We start from the raw sequence: 20384 nt of genomic DNA on the forward strand, positions 1-20384 counted from the left end.
CCGCCCACATGTTTCTCGCCAGCCTCGAACCGAACGGAATGAAGGATGCCCCTAGACCGTGAAGCTCTCGCCGCAGCCGCAGCTGCCCTTGGCATTGGGATTGTTGAACACGAACCCGGCGGTGAAATCATCCTCCACCCAGTCCATGATCGACCCGATCAGGTACAGGACCGACGCGCTGTCGATGTAAAATGTGCCGCCGGGCGTTTCGATCTTCTCGTCGAACTTCGCTTCCTGCGTCACATAATCGACCGAATAGGCCAGGCCCGAACAGCCACGCTTGGGCGTGGACAGCTTGACGCCGATCGTGCCTTCGGGCGCCTGTGCCATCAGGTCGGCGACGCGCTGCTGCGCGCTGGGCGTCAGGATGACGGCGGCGGGACGGGCGCGGGGCTTGGCGCCGGATGCTGTGGTCGCTTCGGTCGTCATCACAACATCCCCAGTTCCAGCTTCGCCTCGTCGCTCATCTTCTGCGGATCCCATGGCGGGTCCCAGACGAGGTTCACCTGCGCATCGCCCACGCCCGGCACCGCGCCGACGCGCAGTTCGACTTCGCCCGGCATGGATTCGGCGACCGGGCAATGGGGCGTCGTCAGCGTCATGGTGACGACGACATGCCCGTCGGTCGTGACATCGACGCCATAGATCAGGCCCAGATCATAGATATTCACCGGAATTTCCGGGTCATAAATTTCCTTGAGCGCTTCGATCACGCCGTCGTAAATGTCGCCGCCCGGCTCGCCCGCCGCCACTGGCGCGGGCTTCTGCGCCAGGAATCCGTCCAGATAGTCGCGCTGGCGCTGGCCGGAGTCGGACGAATCCTCGACACGCGCCTTGGGCGGCGCATCCACCGCGTCCACTTCCTCGACCATGATCTTCCGTTCGTCGCTATTCGTTTCAGTCATTGCCGAATATCTTTCTGACCCGTTCGATACCCTTCACCAGAGCATCCACGTCGCTGTCGTCGCTATAGATGCCGAAACTGGCGCGTGCCGTCGCCTCCACGCCCAGATGGCGCATCAGCGGTTGTGCGCAATGATGCCCGGCCCGGATCGCGACGCCCGTTTCGTCCAATATGGTGCCGACATCGTGCGGATGCACCCCCTCTACCTCAAAAGAGAGGATGCCCGCCGAATTATCGGGACCGAACAGGCGCACGCTGTTGATCTGGCCGATCGCCTCGCGCGCCTTTGCCACCATGGCGCATTCATGCGCGTGGATGACGTCTAGGCCGATGCCCTGCACATAATCGATCGCCGCCGACAGGCCGATGACGCCGCTGATATGCGGCGTACCCGCTTCGAACCGGGTCGGCGCGGGGGCATAGGTCGTCTTTTCGAAGGTCACCTTGTCGATCATCGATCCGCCGCCTTGATAGGGCGGCATGGCGTCCAGCAATTCCCCGCGCGCCCACAGCGCGCCGATGCCGGTCGGGCCATACAGCTTGTGCGCGGAAAAGACGTAGAAATCGCAATCGAGCGCAGCCACATCCACGGCCAGACGCGGCACCGCCTGACAGCCGTCGATCAGGATCTTTGCGCCCACGCCATGCGCGATGTCGGCGGCACGGCGCACATCCAGCACGCTGCCCAGCACGTTCGACACATGGGCCAGCGCCACCATCCTGTGCGCGGGCGTGATCATCGCCTGCATGGCGTCGAGGTCAATCTGACCATCGGCGGTCAGCGGCACGACGTCGATCGCGGCGCCGACCTTTTCCGCGACGATCTGCCACGGCACGATATTGCTGTGATGCTCCAACATGGACAGCAGGATGCGGTCGCCTGCCTCGAGCTGCGTCCCCGCCCAGCATTGCGCGACAAGGTTGATCCCCTCGGTCGCGCCGCGCACGTAGACGATCTCGCTATCGCTCGCCGCGCCGATGAAGCCCGCAACCTTCCGCCGCGCCGCTTCATAGGCCAGCGTCATATTGGCCGACCGTTCGTACACGCCGCGATGCACCGTCGCATAATCGGGGCCATAGGCGCGGGCGATGGCGTCGATCACGGCCTGGGGCTTTTGCGCGGTGGCGGCGCTGTCCAGATAATGCCAGCTGCCCACACCGGGGAAATCATGCCGCAGGTTCAATGCATGGGCGGGGGCGACGATCGTCATACCAAAGCCCCCAGCTTGGCGAGCGCGGCGGCCTCCAGTTCGTCCTTCACCGCTTCGTCGGCGACATGGTCGAACACGCCCGCGACGAACGCCTTCAACAACAGAGTCTTGGCTGTCGCCGGGTCCATGCCGCGCGACGCCATGTAGAACAGCGCCTTCCTGTCCAGTTCGCCCACCGTCGCGCCATGGGCGCATTTGACGTCATCGGCGAAGATTTCCAGCTCCGGCTTGGCATTGGCGGTCGCTGTGCGATCCAGCAGCATCGCCTTGATCGACTGAAACGCGTCGGTACGCTGCGCATCGCGCGCGACGTTGACGCTGCCAAGGTAACTGCCGACCGCGCGTTCCGCCAGAATCGACCGGATGGTCTGACCGCTGGTCGAATCGGGCTTTTCATGGGTCACGCTGGTCACGATTTCCAGCGTCTGGTCCCTGCTGCCGATGATCGCGCCGTTCAGTTCGAAATGCGCGTTGCTGCCGATCGTGACGGTAAAGGTCACGCGGCCCAGCCTGCCGCCGACATTCAACACATGAAAATCGCACCGCGCCCCGTCGGCGATGGTGATGACATAGTCATGCACCGCAGCCGCACCGTCGCCCGCATCCTGCAACAGGTAATGGCGCACGCTGTCCCCCGCCGCCACATCGATGCGCACGGGCGCGGGCGTCGGCCAGATGGCGGCGACAGCCTCCAGATCGCTATAGCGCCAGGCTTCATCCTTGCGCGTGGGCGGGTTGGGGGAGAGCGTCACGGCGTTCACGCGGCCACCACCTCGGCATAGCCTTCGCGTTCCAGTTCCAGCGCCAGTTCGGGGCCACCCGACTTGACGATCCGACCGGCCGCCAGAACATGGACGAAATCGGGCGTCACATAATCGAGCAGGCGCTGATAATGGGTGATCAGCAGCACGGCCTTGTCCGGGCGGCGCATGATGGTGTTGATGCCCGCGCCCACGGTCTTGAGCGCGTCGATGTCCAGGCCCGAATCGGTTTCGTCGAGGATCGCCAGCTTCGGGTCCAATATGCCCATCTGCACCATTTCGGCGCGCTTCTTTTCACCGCCCGAAAAGCCGACATTGACCGGACGTTTCAACATGTCCATGTCGAGGCCCAGCAGGCCCGCCTTTTCCTTGGCCAGCTTGATGAATTCCCCGCCGTTCAGTTCCTTTTCACCGCGGGCGCGGCGCTGCGAATTGAGGCTTTCGCGCAGGAATTGCAGGTTGGACACGCCGGGAATTTCGACCGGATACTGGAAACCCAGGAACAGGCCAGCTGCGGCGCGTTCATGCGGTTCCATCTCGAACAGGTCGGCCCCGTCCAACGTCGCGGTGCCGCCGGTCACTTCATAATTCGGGCGGCCGCCCAGCGTGTTGGCGAGCTTCGATTTGCCAGCCCCGTTCGGCCCCATGATCGCGTGGATTTCGCCCGCATTGATCTGAAGCGACAGGCCTTTCAATATCGCCTTGCCGTCGATTTCGTTGGTCAGGTTCTCGATCGTCAGCATCTCGTTCAACCCTTGTGCGCGCGCTGGAGCGTCCGCGCGGTCCAGAAAGCCATGTCGCGCACATCGCCCGGCGCGGGAAACAGCGTATCGATATGGCGCTTGATCGGCATGTATGGCCACCAGTCGGCGCCCGGTTCGGGCGCGCCCTTTTCCAGCACACCGGTCACGAATTCGGTCACCGGACCCATGCGGGCCAGGTTGGGGGCCTTCGCCTTGTGGAACGCCTTGTCGCTCTTGAGCTTGTCGGTGAAGGCCGCGTCGCCCTTGTCCAGCGCTTCGCGGCATTCGGCCTGATAGGCGTCCAGATCGCCGAAATCCTTGGCGGCGCGGGCGGCGAGCTCGCCTTCTTCCAGGTCATAATCCTCGGTCAGGATACGGATCGCGGCGGTCCATGCCTGTCCATTGCCGACATCTTCCGCGAAATCGGCCAGCGCATCCTGAATATCGTCTTCGTCGCTCAAGGTTCAGTCCTTCAAATTCTCAAATTCTTCACAAGGGGTGGCGGCGGCAAAGGTCAGCCGACCGACCCTTCCAGCGAAATGCCCAGCAGCTTCTGCGCTTCCACCGCGAACTCCATCGGCAGCTGTTGCAGCACTTCCTTGGCAAAGCCGTTGACGATCAGGCTGACCGCGCTTTCCTGATCCAGACCGCGCTGCATCGCATAGAACAGCTGGTCGTCGCTGATCTTGCTGGTGGTCGCTTCATGCTCGATCTGCGCCGACGGGTTGCGCACTTCGATATAGGGCACCGTATGCGCGCCGCACTGGTCGCCCAGCAGCAGGCTGTCGCACTGGGTAAAGTTGCGCACGCCCTCCGCGCCCGGCGCCACGCGCACGAGGCCGCGATAGGTGTTGTTGGAACGCCCGGCGCTGATCCCCTTGGACACGATGGTCGAACGCGACCCCTTGCCATTGTGGATCATCTTGGTGCCGGTATCGGCCTGTTGCAGGTTGTTGGTCAGTGCCACGGAGTAGAACTCCCCGACGCTATTTTCGCCGTTCAGCACACAGGACGGATATTTCCACGTGATGGCGGAGCCGGTTTCCACCTGCGTCCAGCTGACCTTCGAATTGCGACCCTGACACAGCGCCCGCTTGGTCACGAAATTATAGATGCCGCCCTTGCCGTTCTCGTCGCCGGGATACCAGTTCTGGACGGTGCTGTACTTGATCTCCGCATCGTCCAGCGCGACCAGTTCCACCACCGCGGCATGCAGCTGGTTTTCATCGCGCATCGGCGCGGTGCAGCCTTCAAGATAGGAGACATAGGCGCCCTCGTCCGCGACGATCAGGGTGCGTTCGAACTGCCCGGTATTTTCCGCGTTGATGCGGAAATAGGTGGACAGTTCCATCGGGCAGCGCACGCCCTTGGGACTGTAGACGAACGTGCCATCGGAAAAGACCGCGCAATTGAGCGTCGCGAAATAATTGTCGTGCATCGGCACGACCTTGCCCAGCCCCTTCTTCACCAGATCGGGAAATTCGCGCACGGCTTCGCTGATCGATCGGAAGATGACGCCCGCTTCCTCCAGCTCCTTGCGGAAAGTGGTGGCGACCGACACGCTGTCGAACACCGCGTCCACCGCGACCTTGCGGCTGCCCTTTACCCCAGCCAGCACTTCCTGTTCAGCGATGGGGATGCCCAGCTTTTCATAGGTGGCGCGAATTTCGGGATCGAGTTCGTCCAGCGAATCCAACTCGATCTTCTTCTTGGGTTCCGCGTAATAATAGGCGTCCTGATAGTCGATCGGCGGAACATTGAGCTTTGCCCAGTCCGGCGCTTCCATCTTCTGCCACATGGCGAACGCCTTCAGCCGCCAGTCGAGCAGCCATTGCGGTTCGTTCTTCTTCGCCGAAATGAAGCGGACCGTATCCTCGTTCAGCCCCTTGGGCGCGAAATCCTGTTCGATGGCCGACGACCAGCCATGTTCATAGGTCGACGCGCGCTGGGCCGCGTCATAGGCTTCCTGGTTGCGGACAGAGGTGATTTCGTCGGTCATGCCATTTCTCGTGTAAGGCTGGCGATGGTCACACCCGCAAGCGCTTCGCGGATGGCGTTGTTCGCCACATTCATGTGCGGGCGGATGCGGCAATCCTGTTCCAGATTGCAGTCATGCGCGCCCATTTCCGCGCAGGCGGTCATGGCGATCGGTCCTTCCACCGCTTCCACCACATCGGCCAGCGTGATCGCGGCGGGCGGACGGGACAGGCGCACGCCACCCCCGGTGCCGCGACTCGATTCAAGCAGCCCTGCGGCCGACAGGCGGCTCACCAGCTTCTGCGCGGTGGGCAGCGGGATGCCGGTTTCCGCGCTCAGCGTGGTCGCGTTCATGCGTGTCGCGCCGCAATGGCGCGCCGCGGCGGACATCAGCACGACCGCATAATCGGCAAAGCTCGACAATTTCATGTCGTGTCACGCGCCCTTCAAGTTGCGAACCATTCTCAAATCGGACCGATTCCATCCGATTGGGCGCATGTGGTCGCACGGCCGCGTTAAATCAAGGAAATTTTAATTGGGGTGGGGGAGCTGGAGGACGCCCTCAGCTCAGCCGGTTGAGCACGGCCACATCGCCGCCCAGCGACCGGCGCAGCAATGTCAGCTGCGCGACGGCCGACGGCTCGGTCTGCAACTGGTGCGGAGTCAGGCCGATGAAATGCTTGATTTCCCGAATGAAGTGCGACTGGTCGTAAAATCCGCCCTCGTCGCACAGCTGCTGCCAGCTGGTGCCGTCCAGCGCGATCCGCGCCGAACAGCGCAGCGCCCGATATTTGCGCGCCAGCATCTTGGGCGGCGCGCCATAATATTTGTTGGCGATGCGCGCCAGCTGCCGGGGCGACAGGTCGGTCGCCGCCACCAGCGCCTCTATCCGGGGCGATCCTTCGTCCGTCAGCCAGTGGTCGATCGCCCTGAGCAGATCCCATGTCGCCGGGCGCAGCGCCCGGACCAGCCAGCCCAGCTCCTTCCAGCACAGCGCCACCATCGCATCGACATCGTCGCCCAGCCCGCGCAGCCCGTCCAGCAGGCGGCGATAGACCTCGCCCCGCTCCGCCTCCATGTCGCACAGCCGGTCCGCCAGCAGGCTGGCATCCCCGCCATGCAGCGACGCCCAGCCCGCGGGCAGCAGCGAAATGCCCATCAGCCGCACGGGATTATCCACCTCGAACCGCGTCGCGCCCATGGTCGGGCCAAGCAGGCAGACCTGTGGTGTGGGCGCAACCATGCCGTCATGGAATTGATAGCGCCCCTCCCCCGACATCATCAGCCGCAACTGTGGCACATCTGCACGGGTGACGTCGGCATAATGGTCGGCGGATATGGTGAAGAAATAGAGCGATCCGAAATAGGCGCTCAACCGCGCGGGCGGCGCGAAATAACGCAGCCTGACCGGTCCCTGCGCCCCGTCGACCGCAGAGGATAATGGCCCCCTGTCATCCGGCACCGCGATTGCGCGTGCCGCCTTTTCGCTATGTTGCGACCCCATTTTGTCACCCCTGCGCACTGAATATGCGCCAAATCGACGCGCACGCAAGCGACGGACGAAAGAAATCGTAAAGTTTTTCGACAGCTAAGCCCGCCAATCGAAAGCGGAAAAAAATGACCCGGCAGCTTTACTACCGGGTCAGTAAAAGGTCTCATAGGCCATGGGCCTGAGAGCCTTCGGGTCGCAAATTGGCTTTAATCCCGAATCGTCGCAATTTTATTGGATGGAACGGACATTTTCCGAACGCAAACGGTCTCATTCATGACGATTCTTGTCATGAAATAACGGTTCGGCCACGCTGTTGCCCTGTTGCCACAGGGCTGGCGCGCATCGCCCTCGACGCAGGGCGGGGGCAATGGCATAGGCGTGGGCCATGTCCTACCGCCTGATCCGCCCGTTTCTGTTCGCCATGGATGCCGAACGCGCCCATCATCTGTCAATCGCCGCATTGCGCATGATGCCCACCCCCGCGCCGCTGAAGCACGACCCCATGCTGGAAACGGTCGTGGCGGGCATCCGCTTTCCCAATCCGGTCGGGCTGGCGGCGGGTTATGACAAGGATGGCCGGATCGCGCATAAAATGCACGGGCTGGGCTTTGGCTTTGCCGAACTGGGCACGCTGACTCCGCTGGCGCAGCCGGGCAATCCACAGCCGCGCCTGTTCCGCCTGGCGGAGGATCGCGCCGTCATCAACCGCTTCGGCTTCAACAATGGCGGTCAGGGCGCGGCCGCCGACCGGATCGCCCGCTATCGTCGTCCCAAGGGTGAAGGCCCGGTCATCGGCATCAATATCGGCGCGAACAAGGATGCGACCGCCGCCGGGCGCGGCGTGGCCGATTATGCCACCGGCGTCACCTGCATGGCGGATCTGGCCGATTATCTGACGGTCAACATATCGTCCCCCAACACGCCGGGCCTGCGCGCGCTTCAGGGGCGCGCCGCGCTCGACGACCTGCTGTCCGCCGTGATGGCCGCGCGGGGCGCGGGCACGACGCCGATCTTCCTGAAGGTCGCGCCCGATCTGGAACCGGCCGATGTGGAAGACATTGCCGCTGCCTGTATCGACCATCGGATCGATGCCCTGATCGTGTCCAACACCACGATCACGCGTCCCGCGCTGCGATCGGCCCATGCCGCCGAAACCGGCGGCCTGTCGGGCGCGCCGCTGACCGACCTGTCGCACCGGCGGCTGCGCGATTTCCGCCGCCTGCTGGGCGCCCGCCTGCCGCTGATCGGCGTGGGCGGCATCGCCCATGCGGACCATGCCTATGCCCGTATCCGCGCAGGCGCATCCCTGGTCCAGATCTACAGCGCGATCGTGTATCAAGGGCCATATCTGGCGAAACACATCAACCGCGGCCTCAAGGCATTGATGGCCCGCGACGGCGTGAAGAACATCGCCGAACTGGTCGGCGTCGACGCCGACTGACGGACGGCGGCGAAGTCGGCCGCGCACCTTCCCGCACCCTGTGCCGGCCGACGGATCAGGTCTGTCAGACGGCCGTCACCCCCGCACCCCCATCACAAAGGGTTGCAGCGCACAACGCTTTGCGTAGGGTGGCGGGCATGACATCCCGCCTTTCCGGCCTGCTGGCCTCCATCGCCCTTACCGCCCTATCGCCGCTGGTGTTGCCTCTGGCCGCGCAGGCGCGCGAGCCGGTCTCGACCAACGCCACCGTATCCGCTGCCGATCCGCGCGCGGCGCAGGCAGGGCAGGAAATATTGCGCAAGGGCGGCAGCGCCACCGACGCCGCCATCGCCATGATGCTGGCCCTCAACGTCGTGGAACCGCATAATAGCGGCATCGGCGGCGGCGGCTTCCTGATGCATCATGACGGGGCGTCGGGCCTGCTCGAATCGATCGACGGCCGTGAAACCGCGCCCGCCGCCGCCCGACCGGACCGGTTCATGGGGCCGGACGGAAAGCCCCTGCCCTTCATGCAGGCATGGCCCGGCGGCTATTCCGCCGGCGTGCCCGGCAACCTGCGCATGGCATGGGACGCGCACAGGAAATGGGGCAAGCTGCCCTGGGCGGACCTGTTCGCCCCCGCCATCCGCTATGCGCAGGACGGCTTCGACCTTGGCGAACGCACCGCCACCGCGCTGCGCGCCACCCAGAATATCTGGGCCGACTTCCCCGAAATCCAGAAGGCCTTCTGGGTGAATGGCGCGCCCCCGCCGGTCGGCACGCGCATGACCAATCTCCCGCTCGCCGCGTTGTTCAAACGCATCGCGGCGGAGGGACCGGACGCTTTCTACAAGGGCGAAAATGCCCGGCTGATCAGCGATGCCGTCACCCATGCGCCCAGAAATCCGGTGCCCATGACACAAGCGGACATCGCCGCCTATCAGGCCAAGCCCCGCAAGCCCGTGTGCGGCAAATATCGCGCCTATACCGTCTGCGGCATGGGACCGGTGTCGGCAGGCGGCGTCACCGTGCTGGAAATCCTCGGCATGGTGGAGCGATTCCCGCTGGCGCAATGGGGCAAGGACGATCCGCGCAGCTGGCACGTCATCGGCGAAGCGATGCAGCTCGCCTATGCCGATCGCGACACATGGCTGGGCGATCCGGATTTCGTGTCGGTGCCCGTCAGCGGCATGATCGACCCCGCCTATCTCAAGCAGCGCTCCTCGCTCATCCGCCTCAACAAGGCGCTGAACGTCTACAAACCCGGCACGCCGCCGGGCGCGCAGCCGCGCACCGCATCCCTGCCCCAGCCCGAAAGCGGCACCAGCCATTTCGTCGCGGTGGACCGCAATGGCGACATCGCCGCATGGACTTCCACAATAGAAAGCTTTTTCGGCAGTCAGCTGATCGCCAACGGCGTGATCCTGAACAATGAACTGACCGATTTCAGCTTCACCCCGGAAAAGGATGGAAAGCCTGTCGCCAACCGGGTAGAACCGGGCAAGCGCCCCCTTTCCTCCATGTCGCCCACCATCGTCTATGACGACACGGGGACGCCCGTCTTCACCGTCGGCGCGGCGGGTGGCAAGACCATCATCATGCAGGTGGCAAAGGCGCTGATCGCCCATTTCGACTGGGGCCTGTCGGCGCAGGATTCGATCGCGCACGGCCTCATCTTCTTCAACGGCGAAGGGCTGGTGCTGGAACAGGGGACGTCGCTCGAAGCGATGAAGGCACCGCTGGAAAAGCTCGGCCACAAGGTCAGCGTCAACCGCCTCGGCCTCAAGGCCAATGCGGCGGAGCGGATGGCGGACGGCCACTGGGTGGGCGCCGCCGATCCGCGCAGCCCCGGCGTGTCGCTACAGGAATGATGGTGATGCGGGGCCGGATCAGCCCTTCAGGTCCAGCCCCGCGACGTTAAAGGTGAAGGGCGCGGTCTTTTCCTTGCCATCGACGATCAGGTCGACGGTCAGGCTCTTCGCTTTCCTGATCGCTTCATAGGCGCCCTGCGAAGGCAGCACGGCGATGCCATCGTCATTGGTCGCCATCCGCCCCTTCCACTCATGCGCCTTGCCATCGTCGCCCTTCACGCTGACCCGGCAATCGGACATGTCGCAGGTGAAGGGCGCGCCCACCAGCTTCACCGTCACATCCGCGCCGCCCGTCTTGAGCGGCTGCACCAGCAGGACGGAAAAAGTGTCGGGCGCGGTCATCGTCTGCACGCTGTTGGCGCTGCCGATATAGGCGACCTTGGCCGCCGATCCTTCGCCGCCCTCATATTTCCATACCTGGCCGATCTGTTCGCGCTGGGTCGGGCCTTCGGGCGTCTTGTCCGCACAGCCTGCCAGCGTGGCTGCCATCATCGTCAGGGGGGCCGCAATCTTCGCCATGGCGTGCATCGCCTCTCATCCTTCCTTTTGGTTACGGAAGGATAATGTCCGAACGCGCCAGCAGTTGCGTCAGCCGGTGTAGCGCCCCGCCGTTTCGCGGATCAGGGCGATCATGTTGGGTATGCCCTGCGTGCGGTTGGAACTCAGCTGGTTCCTGAGGTCGAAGGGTGCCAGCGCCCCTTCGATGTCCGCCATCGCAATGTCGGCAGGCGCTCGATCCTGCACCGTCAACAGGACCAGCGCGATGATCCCCTTCGTAATCGCGGCATTGCTGTCCGCCAGAAAATGCAGGCGCCCGTCTTCCAATACAGTGGGATAGACCCACACCGCCGCCGAACAGCCCCGCACCAGAGTCGCGTCGGTCTTGAGCGCGTCGGGCATCGCTTCCAGCCCACGCCCCAGATCGATCAGCAACCGGTAACGGTCGTCCGCATCCAGAAATTCATATTCTTCCTGAAGATCGGCAATGTTCGGCAGGTCGGTCATGCCCGTCCTATAGGCGCAAATGCGCAAAGCGAAACCCGTTTTGCACCATGGCGCAGGCTGTTCCCGCAAAGGCGGCGGCCCATTTCAGACGGCAGGACCGGGTTCCCGCCTTCGCGGAAGCACCCACCCTGTCGTCCCCGGTCATTCCGCCTTCAGCCTGTGACCTTGCATCCCTTGGACGCCGCCATCCCTCGCAGATAGCCGCGCCGCGCGATGCCCGCCGTCACCGCCGCCTGCAACCGCCGCTCGGCCGGGGCCGCGCCGCTGATTTCACGGACGAGGCCGCGGAAGGGAATCAGCGAATTGACCACCGTCTTGCCCACCGCCGTCGCAATCTTGCCCGTGCGGTTTTCATTGGCCTGCGCGCCCACGGTGAAATCGTCGCCCAGCACAGCGTTCAGCTCGCCCATCGACGCATTCAGCCCCTTGCAGCTGCGCGATGGCGGCGCGGCATAGGGATTTTCCACCGCCTTCACCAGCACCGGGGGAATTTCTTCCTTGTCCAGCCCCACGTCGCGCGCGGGCTGGGTGGCGATCTTGCCTGCCTTGTCCAGATTGCCTTCCTTGCGCTGCGTCTCTTCCTTCTTGTCCTTGTCCTGATCCTGGGCGCGCGCCGCGCCCGGCATGATCCCCGGCACGATCAGGGCCAGAGCGGCTGCGATTGCTATGATTTTCATGGGTCGTCCTCCGTCAGGCAGAACCAGCGATCGGGCCGTCGGTTCCCATGCGAAACGATCATGGGGGCGACAGTCCCCGCCCGCCCCGCTATGGCATGGCGCGTCCCACAGTGAAGGCTGATTCCGCTTATGCCCGACGCGCGTTTTTCCATCACCTCGTCCCGTCTGTCCGCCACCATCGATCCGCTGGGCGCGGAACTCTGGTCGCTGACCGACGCGCAGGGGCGAGAACTGATGACGGACGCCGATCCGCGCTGGTGGACGGGCCACGCGCCCCTGCTTTTCCCCTTCGTGGGCCGTTCGCGCGGCGACATCTATCGCCTCGACGGGCGCGATTATCCGATGCCGCAACATGGCTTTGCCCGGCGCAGGCCCTTCCTGCCCGTCCAGCAGACCAGCGACAGCCTGACCCTGCGGCTGGAAGCGGATGACGAAAGCCGCGCCGCCTATCCCTTCGACTTCCGGCTGGACATGGATTTCACGCTGAACGACGCCACGCTCGCCATGACGGCCACCGTCACCAATCGCGGCGAGACGCCCATGCCGTTCAGTTTCGGCTATCATCCCGCCTTCGCATGGCCGCTGCCCTATGGCGGCGCGGCGGCGGATCATCGCATCATCTTCGAACAGCCCGAACCCGCGCCCATCCGCAAGGTGGGCGAAGAACCCGGCCTCATCGCGACCGAGCCCGCGCCCTCCCCGGTGGAAGGCGACATGCTCGCCCCCACCCATGCGATGTTCGAAGGGGACGCGCTGATCTGGGACAGCCTCAACAGCCGCTCTCTCACATGGGGCGTGCCCGGCCAGCCGCATCTGAAAATCAATTTCCCCGACACGCCATGGCTTGGCCTGTGGCAGAAACCGGGCGCCCATTATCTGTGCGTGGAACCATGGGCCGGGATGGCGGATCTGGTCGGCTTTACCGGCGACGTCTGGGCCAAGCAGGGGATCATGACGCTGCTGCCCGGCGACGCGCGCAGCTTCCGCATGGACGTGACGCTAGTTTCGCCATGAACTTGCCGTTTCGGGAATTGGTAAGGCAGTCGCCGCCGCCGATTGTCGTCGGCGTTTGGTCCATCCTGATAATCTCCCTCATGGCTTTTCTCTTTTGGGTGAAACATTTTTCAGAGCGTGAAGAAAATCGACGCGCAGCTTTGGTGTATCAGGTCGAAGGGTCATTTGATCGCCCACCGGTGGCCAGATGCTTGGCAAGTCAATTGCCTCTCACGGGGCCAGATTGGCGTTCCGTGGATCAGCAGGGCAAAACTTGGCGCAACGACAACGCAGCACGGCATCTAAGGGTCGATTTGGTCGATGGGATCAATCTGCAACGCATCGACATTTTCACGCGCGATGCCCAACCTTTACGGGCACAGGAAATCAACGCCGTAAGGCGCTGCCTCGGCCTTGCGGGCAAGCAAAAATAGATCGGGCTGGGAACTCACCAAAGATTCAGTATATGGGCGCGCCATGACCATTCCATCCCGCCGCACCTTCGCGATCATTTCCCACCCGGACGCCGGTAAGACGACGCTCACCGAAAAGCTGCTGCTGGAAGGGGGCGCCATCCACCTTGCGGGTGAAGTGAAGGCGCGCGGCGCGAACCGGCGCGCCCGGTCCGACTGGATGAAGATCGAACAGCAGCGCGGCATCTCCGTCACCTCGTCGGTCATGACGTTCGAACGGACCCGCGATGGCGAAACCATCACCTTCAACCTGCTCGACACGCCGGGTCACGAGGATTTTTCCGAAGACACCTATCGCACGCTGACCGCCGTCGATTCCGCCGTCATGGTGATCGACGCGGCCAAGGGCATCGAACCGCAGACGCGCAAGCTGTTCGAGGTGTGCCGCCTGCGCAACCTGCCGATCATCACCTTCGTCAACAAGGTGGACCGCGAAGGGCGCGAAGTGTTCGGCCTACTCGATGAAGTCGCCGACCAGTTGCAGCTGGACGTTTGTCCGATGAGCTGGCCGGCCGGCATGGGCGGCGAATTCGAAGGCATCTATGATTTCGCCACCAACCGCCTGATGCAGCCCACCGGCCCCAGCCGCGAGTTCGATGGCACCCGCCATCAGTTCTACGGGCTGGACGATCCGAAGCTCGCCGATCATCTGTCCGACCGCGCGCTGGACCGGCTGCGCGAGGAAGCCGAACTGGCGCAGGGCGGCTATGCCGAATTTGATCACGACCGGTACCGGGCTGGCGATCTGACGCCGGTCTATTTCGGATCGGCATTGAAGCTGTTCGGCGTCACCGAACTGATCGACGCGCTGTCCGCTCACGCCCCGCCACCCCGGTCGCAGCCTGCCGAACCCGCCCCCGTCCAGCCCGAACAGAGCGAAGTTACCGGCTTCATCTTCAAGGTGCAGGCAAACATGGACCCCATGCATCGCGACCGCATCGCCTTCATGCGCCTGGTGTCCGGCAAGTTCCGGCGCGGCATGAAACTGACGCCCAGCGGTTCGGGCAAGCCGCTCGCCGTCCATTCCCCCATCCTCTTCTTCGCGCAAGACCGCGAACTGGCGGATGAGGCCTTCCCCGGCGACATCATCGGCATTCCGAACCATGGCGCGCTGCGCGTGGGCGACACATTGTCCGAAAAGCCCGGCCTGCGCTTCACCGGCCTGCCCAATTTCGCGCCGGAAATCCTGCGCCGCGTGCAGCTGAAAGACCCGACCAAGACGAAACAGCTGCGCAAGGCGCTGGACGACCTGTCCGAAGAAGGCGTCATTCAGGTCTTCTATCCCGAAATCGGCAGCAACTGGATCGTCGGCGTCGTCGGCCAGCTTCAGCTTGAAGTGCTGATCAGCCGTCTGGAGGCCGAATATAAGGTCGCGGCGGGCCTTGAACCCTCGCCCTTCGACACCGCGCGCTGGATCAGCGGCGACGATGCGGCGGTCAAGGAGCTGGTCGGCTATAATGGCGCGAACATGGCCAAGGACCGCGACGGCAACCTCGTCTTCATGGCGCGCAGCGCATGGGACATCGGCTACCAGCAGGAACGGCACCCCAAGGTGAAGTTCAGCGCAACGCGGGAACGCTGATCAGAGCATTTTGAAGTCATCTGGAACAGATGACGGCTCGCAAAATGCGGAAATCAACAAACTACTCGGTGATCTGAAATCATGAATGGACGGATTGCTTCCGTCCATTCATGAAATACGTCCTATCGCCTGCTATGTCATTTTCGCTGTCTCAGGCCGCGACCCAGTCCTTGCGCAGGGCCTTCCCCGCCAGCGCCATGAACATCCCCGCGAGCAGGTAGAAGCCCAGCGCCGCGACCACCGCATAACGCAGCGCCTCCATCCCATAGGTCGGCGTCAGCGCATCGGACAGCGCCCCCACGCTCCATGACCCAAGGCCCAGCCCGACGAGGTTGTTGATCAGCAGGAACGTCGCCGCCGCACTCGCCCGCATATGGGGCGGGACCAGATGCTGCACGGCGGTCAGCACCGGACCCAGCCAGACATAGACCAGCGCCTGCGGGATCAGGAACAGCGCAAAGGCGAATGTCACGCTGCTGGACAGCACGCCCACCACGAACAGCGGCATGCCGATCACATAGCTGATCGCGGGCACCCATGCGAACCAGGCCTTGTCCCTGTCGCCCATGGCATCGCCAAGGAACCCGCCCAGCAGAACCCCGGCAACCCCGCCGATCAGCAACAGCCCGCCCAGAAACTGCCCCGCGCCCATCAGGTCCAGCCCGAAACTGCGCATCAGCAGGCTGGGCAGCCAGAAGGCGACGCCATAGCCGCACATCGAACTGCACGCGGCGCCCAGCGCCAGCATCCAGAAACTGCGCTTGGCCGCCAGGATGCCGAACACCGCCGACACCGGCACCGGCGCGCCCGTCTGCATCGGCCGGGCGGGTTCGCGCACGACAAGGCGGAATACAGGCGCGATCAGCAGGCCCAGAACGCCCACCACTATGAAGGCCGTCCGCCACTCCACCGTCTGCGCGATATAGCCGCCCAGCAGCACCCCGCCCGCCGACCCCAGCGGGATGCCCAGCGAATAGATGGACAGCGCCCGCGCCCGTTGATGCGCCGGGAAATAGTCGGAAATGACCGCATAGGATGGCGCGACCCCGCCCGCTTCGCCCACGCCCACGCCGATGCGGAACAGGAACATCTGCATGAAATTGCCCGCCACGCCGCACAGCGCTGTGAAGCCGCTCCATATGGCAAGGCTGACGGTGATCACCCATGTCCGGCTGGTCCGGTCGGCCAGCAATGCCAGCGGGATCGCCAGCGTCGAATAAAGCAGCGCAAAGGCGATTCCGCCCAGCGCGCCCAGCTGCGTATCGGTCAGCCCCAGCTCCGCCTTGATCGGCCCGGCAAGGATACCGAGAATCTGCCGGTCGAGAAAGTTGAAGGTGTAGACCAGCAGCAGCATCGCCAGCACGATACCGCGATAGGCGGGGGAGGAAGGGGAAGCGGTTCGATCGGTCATGCTCGTCTCTTAGAGCATGACCCGATCATACTGAATCGGATCATGCTCTATTTCTGTTTTGTTTTCCGCATTTTCCCAGCCAGCAGATGATGCCATCTGCCTTGAAAATGCTCTTAAACCTCCGTTCGTTTCGAGCGTAGCCGAGAAACGAGAAGCGCTGCTCTGATCGCTTCTCGACTTCGCTCGAAGCGAACGGGATCGGGGAAGGTCCTCAGAATTTCACCGTGCCGGTCACGAACACCTGACGCGGATTGCCGTAGAAGGCCGTCAGCGTCCCTTCCGTCCCCAGCGACGGCGCGGGGAAACCGGCGGCATTGTTGATGATGGCGCCCGTCACAGGATTGGCCGCGACGAAGGTATAGCCCGACGTTTTATATTCCTTGTCCAGAATGTTCTTGCCATGGACGCCCAGCGACCAGCGATCGTCGGGCGCGGTATAGACGATGCTCGCGTCCCACAGGGCATAGCCGCTCTGGTCGATATAGGGGTTGGGGATTTCGAACTGATAGGTTTTCGACCGCCACGACACCGTCGTCCCGGCGTAAAGGCTGCCATCGCCGACGGGTGTGTTGTAACTCAGCGTCCCGCTGGCCGTCCATTTGGGCGTGTTCTGCACCTGACGATATTGCGCCACATCGGTCGGCACGCCGCCGATGTTCGTGATATATTCGCGATACTCCGCGTCGATATACCCTACCGCCGTGGACAGGTTCAGCCGGTCGCCGCTGGTCAGCATGTCGCGGCCCAGCCGCGCATTGCTTTCGAACTCCAGCCCCTTGAACCGCGCCTTGCCCGCATTGGACACGATGCCGCAGAAGGACGGGATCGGCCGGGGCGGCGTGCCGCCGGTCACGGTACAGGCGACCGATCCGGGGATCTGCACATCCTTGTAATCGGCATAGAAGCCCGCAACCGCGACATAGAGCGCACCGTCCATGAAGCTGCCCTTGTAGCCGACTTCATAGCTGTCCACCTCTTCGGGGCGGAAGCTCAGGAAAGATGCGACTTCGCTATCCTGCCGGATGCCGTCGCCATTCAGGTCCGGCGCATTGGTGCCCACGCCGCGCGGATCGAATCCGCCGCCCTTGAACCCCTTGGAATAGCTGGCGTAGATATTGTGATCGGGCGTCGGCTTGTAGCTGACGGAAAAGCGCGGCGTGAATTTCTTGTACTTGGCCGATCCGCTGAAATCGGTGCTGGGCGCGCCGAAGGGCAGGCCCGCGCCGCCGAAGACCGGCGATCCGCCGCCCAGATAATTTTGCCGCACGATGTCGGCGCGCCGTTCGTCCCAGGTGTAGCGGCCGCCTGCCGACACGCTGAACTGCGGGCTGAAATCATAGGTGAAATCGCCGAAGATCGCATAGGTTTCCGTATCGACATTCGCTTGCGTGAACGCCGTCAACCCAGCCAGCGTGGTGAAGATACGCGTGTCGAACTGGGTGTCGGCGCTCGCGTCCAGATAGTAGAAGCCGATCATGCCCTTCAGCGGTCCGGCATCGACCTGCAACTGCACTTCCTGGCTCAACTGCTCGTTACGATAAAAGGCGGGCACGTCGACATCGACGGCGGGCAGCGCGTCGAAATCGATTGGCGACGCGCTGTCATCCTTGCGCCAGGCGCTGATCGATTTCAGCGTGAACATGTCATTGAGTTCGGCCGACAGGTTCATCGACAGGCCATAGGATTTGACCTGTTGTCGCGGATCGACCAGCCCGCCGCGCGTATCGAACACATCGTCCAGCACCGGTGCGCCAGACCGCTGTCCCGGTATCAGGCGATGGCCGCCGCGCGGGCTGCTCTTGTCCTTCATATAATCGCCAGTGATGCGCATCAGGACGGGTTCGCCATAGCCGCCCATTTCGAACGTAGCGCGCCCGGCCCAGATGTCCTTGTTGTAATTGTCATCGCCCGTGGTGAGGTTGCGACCGAAACCGCCGCGCGACAGGCGCGCCAGCGCCCCGCCGACGCGCACCAGATCGCCGATCGGCGCGGATACACTGACGATCCCGTCCGCCTGATCATAGGTGCCATAGGTGCCCTTCACCTTCAGCGAAAAATCCTGCGGCAGCATCTTGGTCACATATTTCACGGCACCGCCGATCGTGTTGCGGCCGTACAGCGTACCCTGCGGCCCGCGCAGCACCTCGATCCGTTCCACATCGTAGATGTCGAGCAAGGCCCCCTGCGGCCGGTTGAGATAAACATCGTCCAGATAGATGCCGACGCCCTGTTCGAAACCGGACACCGGATCCTGTTGCCCCACGCCGCGGATGAAGGCCGTCAATGTGCTGTTGGTCCCGCGCGACGCTTCCAGCGTTGTATTGGGGGTGACGTTGGCCAGGTCGGTAATGTCGATCGCCCCACCCTTTTCCAGTGCTTCGCCGGAAAAGGCGCTGACCGCGATCGGCACACTGACCAGCGTTTCTTCGCGGCGGCGGGCGGTGACGACGATCGCTGCGCCGGCGTCATCGGCGGCGACCTGGGGCGCGCCCTCCTGCGCCAGCACGGGCAGCGCCATCATGCCACCCCATGCCACGGAAGCGAGCGCAAGCGCACGAACGGTCTGATGAGCCTTCATCGGGTCGGTCCTCTCCTGAAAATGGTACGCCCGGTCTGCCGGGTCGCCTTGCCTTGGTCCCATGGATAATGAAAGTTGAACCGGCTTTCAACTTGAAATAAGAGATGGGCGAAGCAAAGCCGTCATGGTGGCAAAAAACAGGGCTCAGGAGTGGAAATGACCGGGGACGCCGCCGTAAGGGACGACAAGACGCCGCGCACCGCGCGGGGCGAACGCACCCGTCGCGCGCTGCTGTCCGCCGCTGCTGCGGAATTTGGCGAGAAGGGATTCCACGAAGGGTCGATTAGCGGCATCACCCGCCGGGCGGGCTGCGCGCTGGGCAGTTTCTACACCTATTTCGACAGCAAGGACGATATTTTCCGCGCGCTGGTGAACGACATGTCAGGGCAGGTACGCGATTATGTGACCCCCCGCATCGCACAGGCCCGCGACGGCATCGACGCCGAACGGATCGGCCTGCTCAGCTTTCTGGAATTTGCGCGCACGCACAAGGAAATCTACCGTATCATCGATGAGGCGGAGTTCGTGGATCAGGCCGCCTATCGCGCCCATTATGAAAATACCGCCAGCCGCATGGCCACCCGCCTGTCCGCCGCTGCCGCGCGGGGCGATGTGCGCGCCGATGTGGAGGAAGTCCATGCCTGGGCAATCATGGGCATGAACGTGTTTCTGGGCCTGCGTTTTGGCGTGTGGGACGACAGCCGCCCGGCGCAGGACATCGCCGCCATCGCCAACGCGCTGATCGAACGGGGCATCGGCTCGCGATAAAGGCTGCCCATCAACGGGTTGTCGCGTCGGCGCCCCGGACCGGCGCTGCGCCCGCAACTTTCCGTCATATCCTGTAATCTTCCTGTTGAGACAGGCTGTTACGGGAAGGATCATGGAACTTACGCCACGCGCCAAGCGCGCCAATGTCTTCATCGATGCCCATGTCAATCTGGGCGAACCGCTGTCTGCCAGCCAGCTGGTGCGCATCCGCGACATATCGGAAGGCGGCGCCCGTATTCAGGGCAAATCGCCCGGCGTAGGCGCGCGGATCGTCGTGACGCGGGGTGAAACCGCCATGCCCGGCCGGGTCGTGTGGACGGCGGACCGACATTTCGGCGTGGCCTTTGACGAACCGGTCGATGTGGACGCGGTACTCAAGACCGCTGGCCCGAAACTCGCCGCGCAGCCCCTTTATGCCAAGTCGCTGACGGTCGGCCTGACCCATGCCCGGCGGCGCGCCATGACGGGGAAGACGCCCGCCACATCCTTCGGACTGCGCGTGGCAGGCGCCTGACCGA

At 63.6% G+C, this 20384-nt stretch carries 21 protein-coding genes; 7 read left to right on the forward strand and 14 right to left on the reverse strand.

From position 1 onward, the window contains the following. Positions 1-51: 51 nt before the first annotated feature. From ACOJSJ_RS06085 to ACOJSJ_RS06125, 9 genes are all read right to left on the reverse strand, one after another. The gene (locus ACOJSJ_RS06085) at positions 52-429 is read right to left on the reverse strand and encodes a HesB/IscA family protein (protein ID WP_420144095.1); all 378 of its coding nucleotides are present in this window, start codon (positions 427-429) and stop codon (positions 52-54) included. Continuing rightward, positions 429-905, reverse strand: coding sequence for an SUF system Fe-S cluster assembly protein (locus ACOJSJ_RS06090; protein WP_420144096.1), 477 nt, complete (start codon positions 903-905; stop codon positions 429-431). Before ACOJSJ_RS06090 ends, ACOJSJ_RS06085 begins: the two co-directional genes overlap by 1 nt. Further along, positions 898-2115, reverse strand: a complete 1218-nt coding sequence (locus ACOJSJ_RS06095; protein WP_420144097.1) for a cysteine desulfurase — start codon at positions 2113-2115, stop codon at positions 898-900. Before ACOJSJ_RS06095 ends, ACOJSJ_RS06090 begins: the two co-directional genes overlap by 8 nt. After that, a complete protein-coding gene (locus ACOJSJ_RS06100) occupies positions 2112-2876 on the reverse strand; it encodes a SufD family Fe-S cluster assembly protein (protein ID WP_420144098.1) in 765 nt (254 codons plus the stop codon). The genes ACOJSJ_RS06095 and ACOJSJ_RS06100 overlap by 4 nt, the downstream gene beginning before the upstream one ends. Beyond that, a complete protein-coding gene (gene sufC / locus ACOJSJ_RS06105) occupies positions 2873-3619 on the reverse strand; it encodes a Fe-S cluster assembly ATPase SufC (protein WP_420144099.1) in 747 nt (248 codons plus the stop codon). The genes ACOJSJ_RS06100 and sufC overlap by 4 nt, the downstream gene beginning before the upstream one ends. 5 nt (positions 3620-3624) lie before the next feature. Next, a complete protein-coding gene (locus ACOJSJ_RS06110; RefSeq protein ID WP_420144100.1) occupies positions 3625-4080 on the reverse strand; it encodes a hypothetical protein in 456 nt (151 codons plus the stop codon). Between the two features lie 53 nt (positions 4081-4133). After that, positions 4134-5618 carry a Fe-S cluster assembly protein SufB gene (gene sufB, locus ACOJSJ_RS06115; RefSeq protein ID WP_420144101.1) on the reverse strand — a complete coding sequence of 495 codons (1485 nt, stop codon included), beginning with the start codon at positions 5616-5618 and terminating at the stop codon, positions 4134-4136. Next, entirely contained in the window at positions 5615-6025 is a 411-nt protein-coding gene (locus tag ACOJSJ_RS06120; RefSeq protein ID WP_420144102.1) for an RrF2 family transcriptional regulator, read from the reverse strand. Before ACOJSJ_RS06120 ends, sufB begins: the two co-directional genes overlap by 4 nt. A 133-nt stretch (positions 6026-6158) precedes the next feature. Beyond that, complete coding sequence (locus tag ACOJSJ_RS06125; RefSeq protein ID WP_420144103.1) at positions 6159-7100, reverse strand: helix-turn-helix domain-containing protein; 942 nt, start codon at positions 7098-7100, stop codon at positions 6159-6161. A gap of 373 nt (positions 7101-7473) precedes the next feature. Here ACOJSJ_RS06125 and ACOJSJ_RS06130 point away from each other — a divergent pair, with 373 nt between their 5' ends. Further along, positions 7474-8529, forward strand: coding sequence for a quinone-dependent dihydroorotate dehydrogenase (locus tag ACOJSJ_RS06130; RefSeq protein WP_420144104.1), 1056 nt, complete (start codon positions 7474-7476; stop codon positions 8527-8529). Positions 8530-8666: 137 nt separating this feature from the next. Further along, positions 8667-10379: a gamma-glutamyltransferase gene (ggt, locus tag ACOJSJ_RS06135; RefSeq protein ID WP_420144105.1), complete on the forward strand. Its 1713-nt coding sequence runs from the start codon at positions 8667-8669 to the stop codon at positions 10377-10379. Between the two features lie 18 nt (positions 10380-10397). Here ggt and ACOJSJ_RS06140 read toward each other — a convergent pair whose 3' ends face one another. The 3 genes from ACOJSJ_RS06140 to ACOJSJ_RS06150 all read right to left on the reverse strand — a co-directional run bounded on the left by ACOJSJ_RS06140 (position 10398) and on the right by ACOJSJ_RS06150 (position 12061). Further along, entirely contained in the window at positions 10398-10898 is a 501-nt protein-coding gene (locus tag ACOJSJ_RS06140; RefSeq protein ID WP_420144106.1) for a hypothetical protein, read from the reverse strand. Positions 10899-10967: 69 nt separating this feature from the next. Further along, entirely contained in the window at positions 10968-11384 is a 417-nt protein-coding gene (locus ACOJSJ_RS06145) for a SufE family protein (protein ID WP_420144107.1), read from the reverse strand. Between the two features lie 152 nt (positions 11385-11536). Beyond that, on the reverse strand, positions 11537-12061 hold the full coding sequence (locus ACOJSJ_RS06150) for a hypothetical protein (protein ID WP_420144108.1): 525 nt from the start codon (positions 12059-12061) through the stop codon (positions 11537-11539). A gap of 129 nt (positions 12062-12190) precedes the next feature. Between ACOJSJ_RS06150 and ACOJSJ_RS06155 the strand changes: the two genes are divergently transcribed. From ACOJSJ_RS06155 to ACOJSJ_RS06165, 3 genes are read left to right on the forward strand one after another with little or no spacing between them, the layout of a single operon-like run. Then, positions 12191-13075 carry an aldose 1-epimerase family protein gene (locus tag ACOJSJ_RS06155; protein WP_420144109.1) on the forward strand — a complete coding sequence of 295 codons (885 nt, stop codon included), beginning with the start codon at positions 12191-12193 and terminating at the stop codon, positions 13073-13075. Next, a complete protein-coding gene (locus ACOJSJ_RS06160) occupies positions 13072-13488 on the forward strand; it encodes a hypothetical protein (RefSeq protein WP_420144110.1) in 417 nt (138 codons plus the stop codon). Before ACOJSJ_RS06155 ends, ACOJSJ_RS06160 begins: the two co-directional genes overlap by 4 nt. 43 nt (positions 13489-13531) lie before the next feature. Beyond that, entirely contained in the window at positions 13532-15109 is a 1578-nt protein-coding gene (locus ACOJSJ_RS06165; RefSeq protein WP_420144111.1) for a peptide chain release factor 3, read from the forward strand. Between the two features lie 151 nt (positions 15110-15260). On the opposite strand, the gene ACOJSJ_RS06170 is transcribed toward ACOJSJ_RS06165, so the two are convergent. Together ACOJSJ_RS06170 and ACOJSJ_RS06175 are read right to left on the reverse strand one after the other, a co-directional pair. Then, positions 15261-16520 (reverse strand): spinster family MFS transporter, encoded by a 1260-nt coding sequence (locus ACOJSJ_RS06170; protein ID WP_420144112.1) that lies wholly within the window; start codon positions 16518-16520, stop codon positions 15261-15263. A 211-nt stretch (positions 16521-16731) separates the two neighbouring features. Next, positions 16732-19098, reverse strand: a complete 2367-nt coding sequence (locus ACOJSJ_RS06175) for a TonB-dependent receptor (protein ID WP_420144113.1) — start codon at positions 19096-19098, stop codon at positions 16732-16734. A 156-nt stretch (positions 19099-19254) separates the two neighbouring features. Here ACOJSJ_RS06175 and ACOJSJ_RS06180 point away from each other — a divergent pair, with 156 nt between their 5' ends. Both ACOJSJ_RS06180 and ACOJSJ_RS06185 read left to right on the forward strand, forming a co-directional pair. Next, positions 19255-19866, forward strand: a complete 612-nt coding sequence (locus ACOJSJ_RS06180) for a TetR/AcrR family transcriptional regulator (protein WP_420144114.1) — start codon at positions 19255-19257, stop codon at positions 19864-19866. A 112-nt stretch (positions 19867-19978) separates the two neighbouring features. Beyond that, on the forward strand, positions 19979-20380 hold the full coding sequence (locus ACOJSJ_RS06185) for a PilZ domain-containing protein (RefSeq protein WP_420144115.1): 402 nt from the start codon (positions 19979-19981) through the stop codon (positions 20378-20380). Positions 20381-20384: the final 4 nt, after the last annotated feature.

Source organism: Sphingobium sp. (assembly GCF_048594625.1).
Lineage (GTDB): Bacteria > Pseudomonadota > Alphaproteobacteria > Sphingomonadales > Sphingomonadaceae > Sphingobium.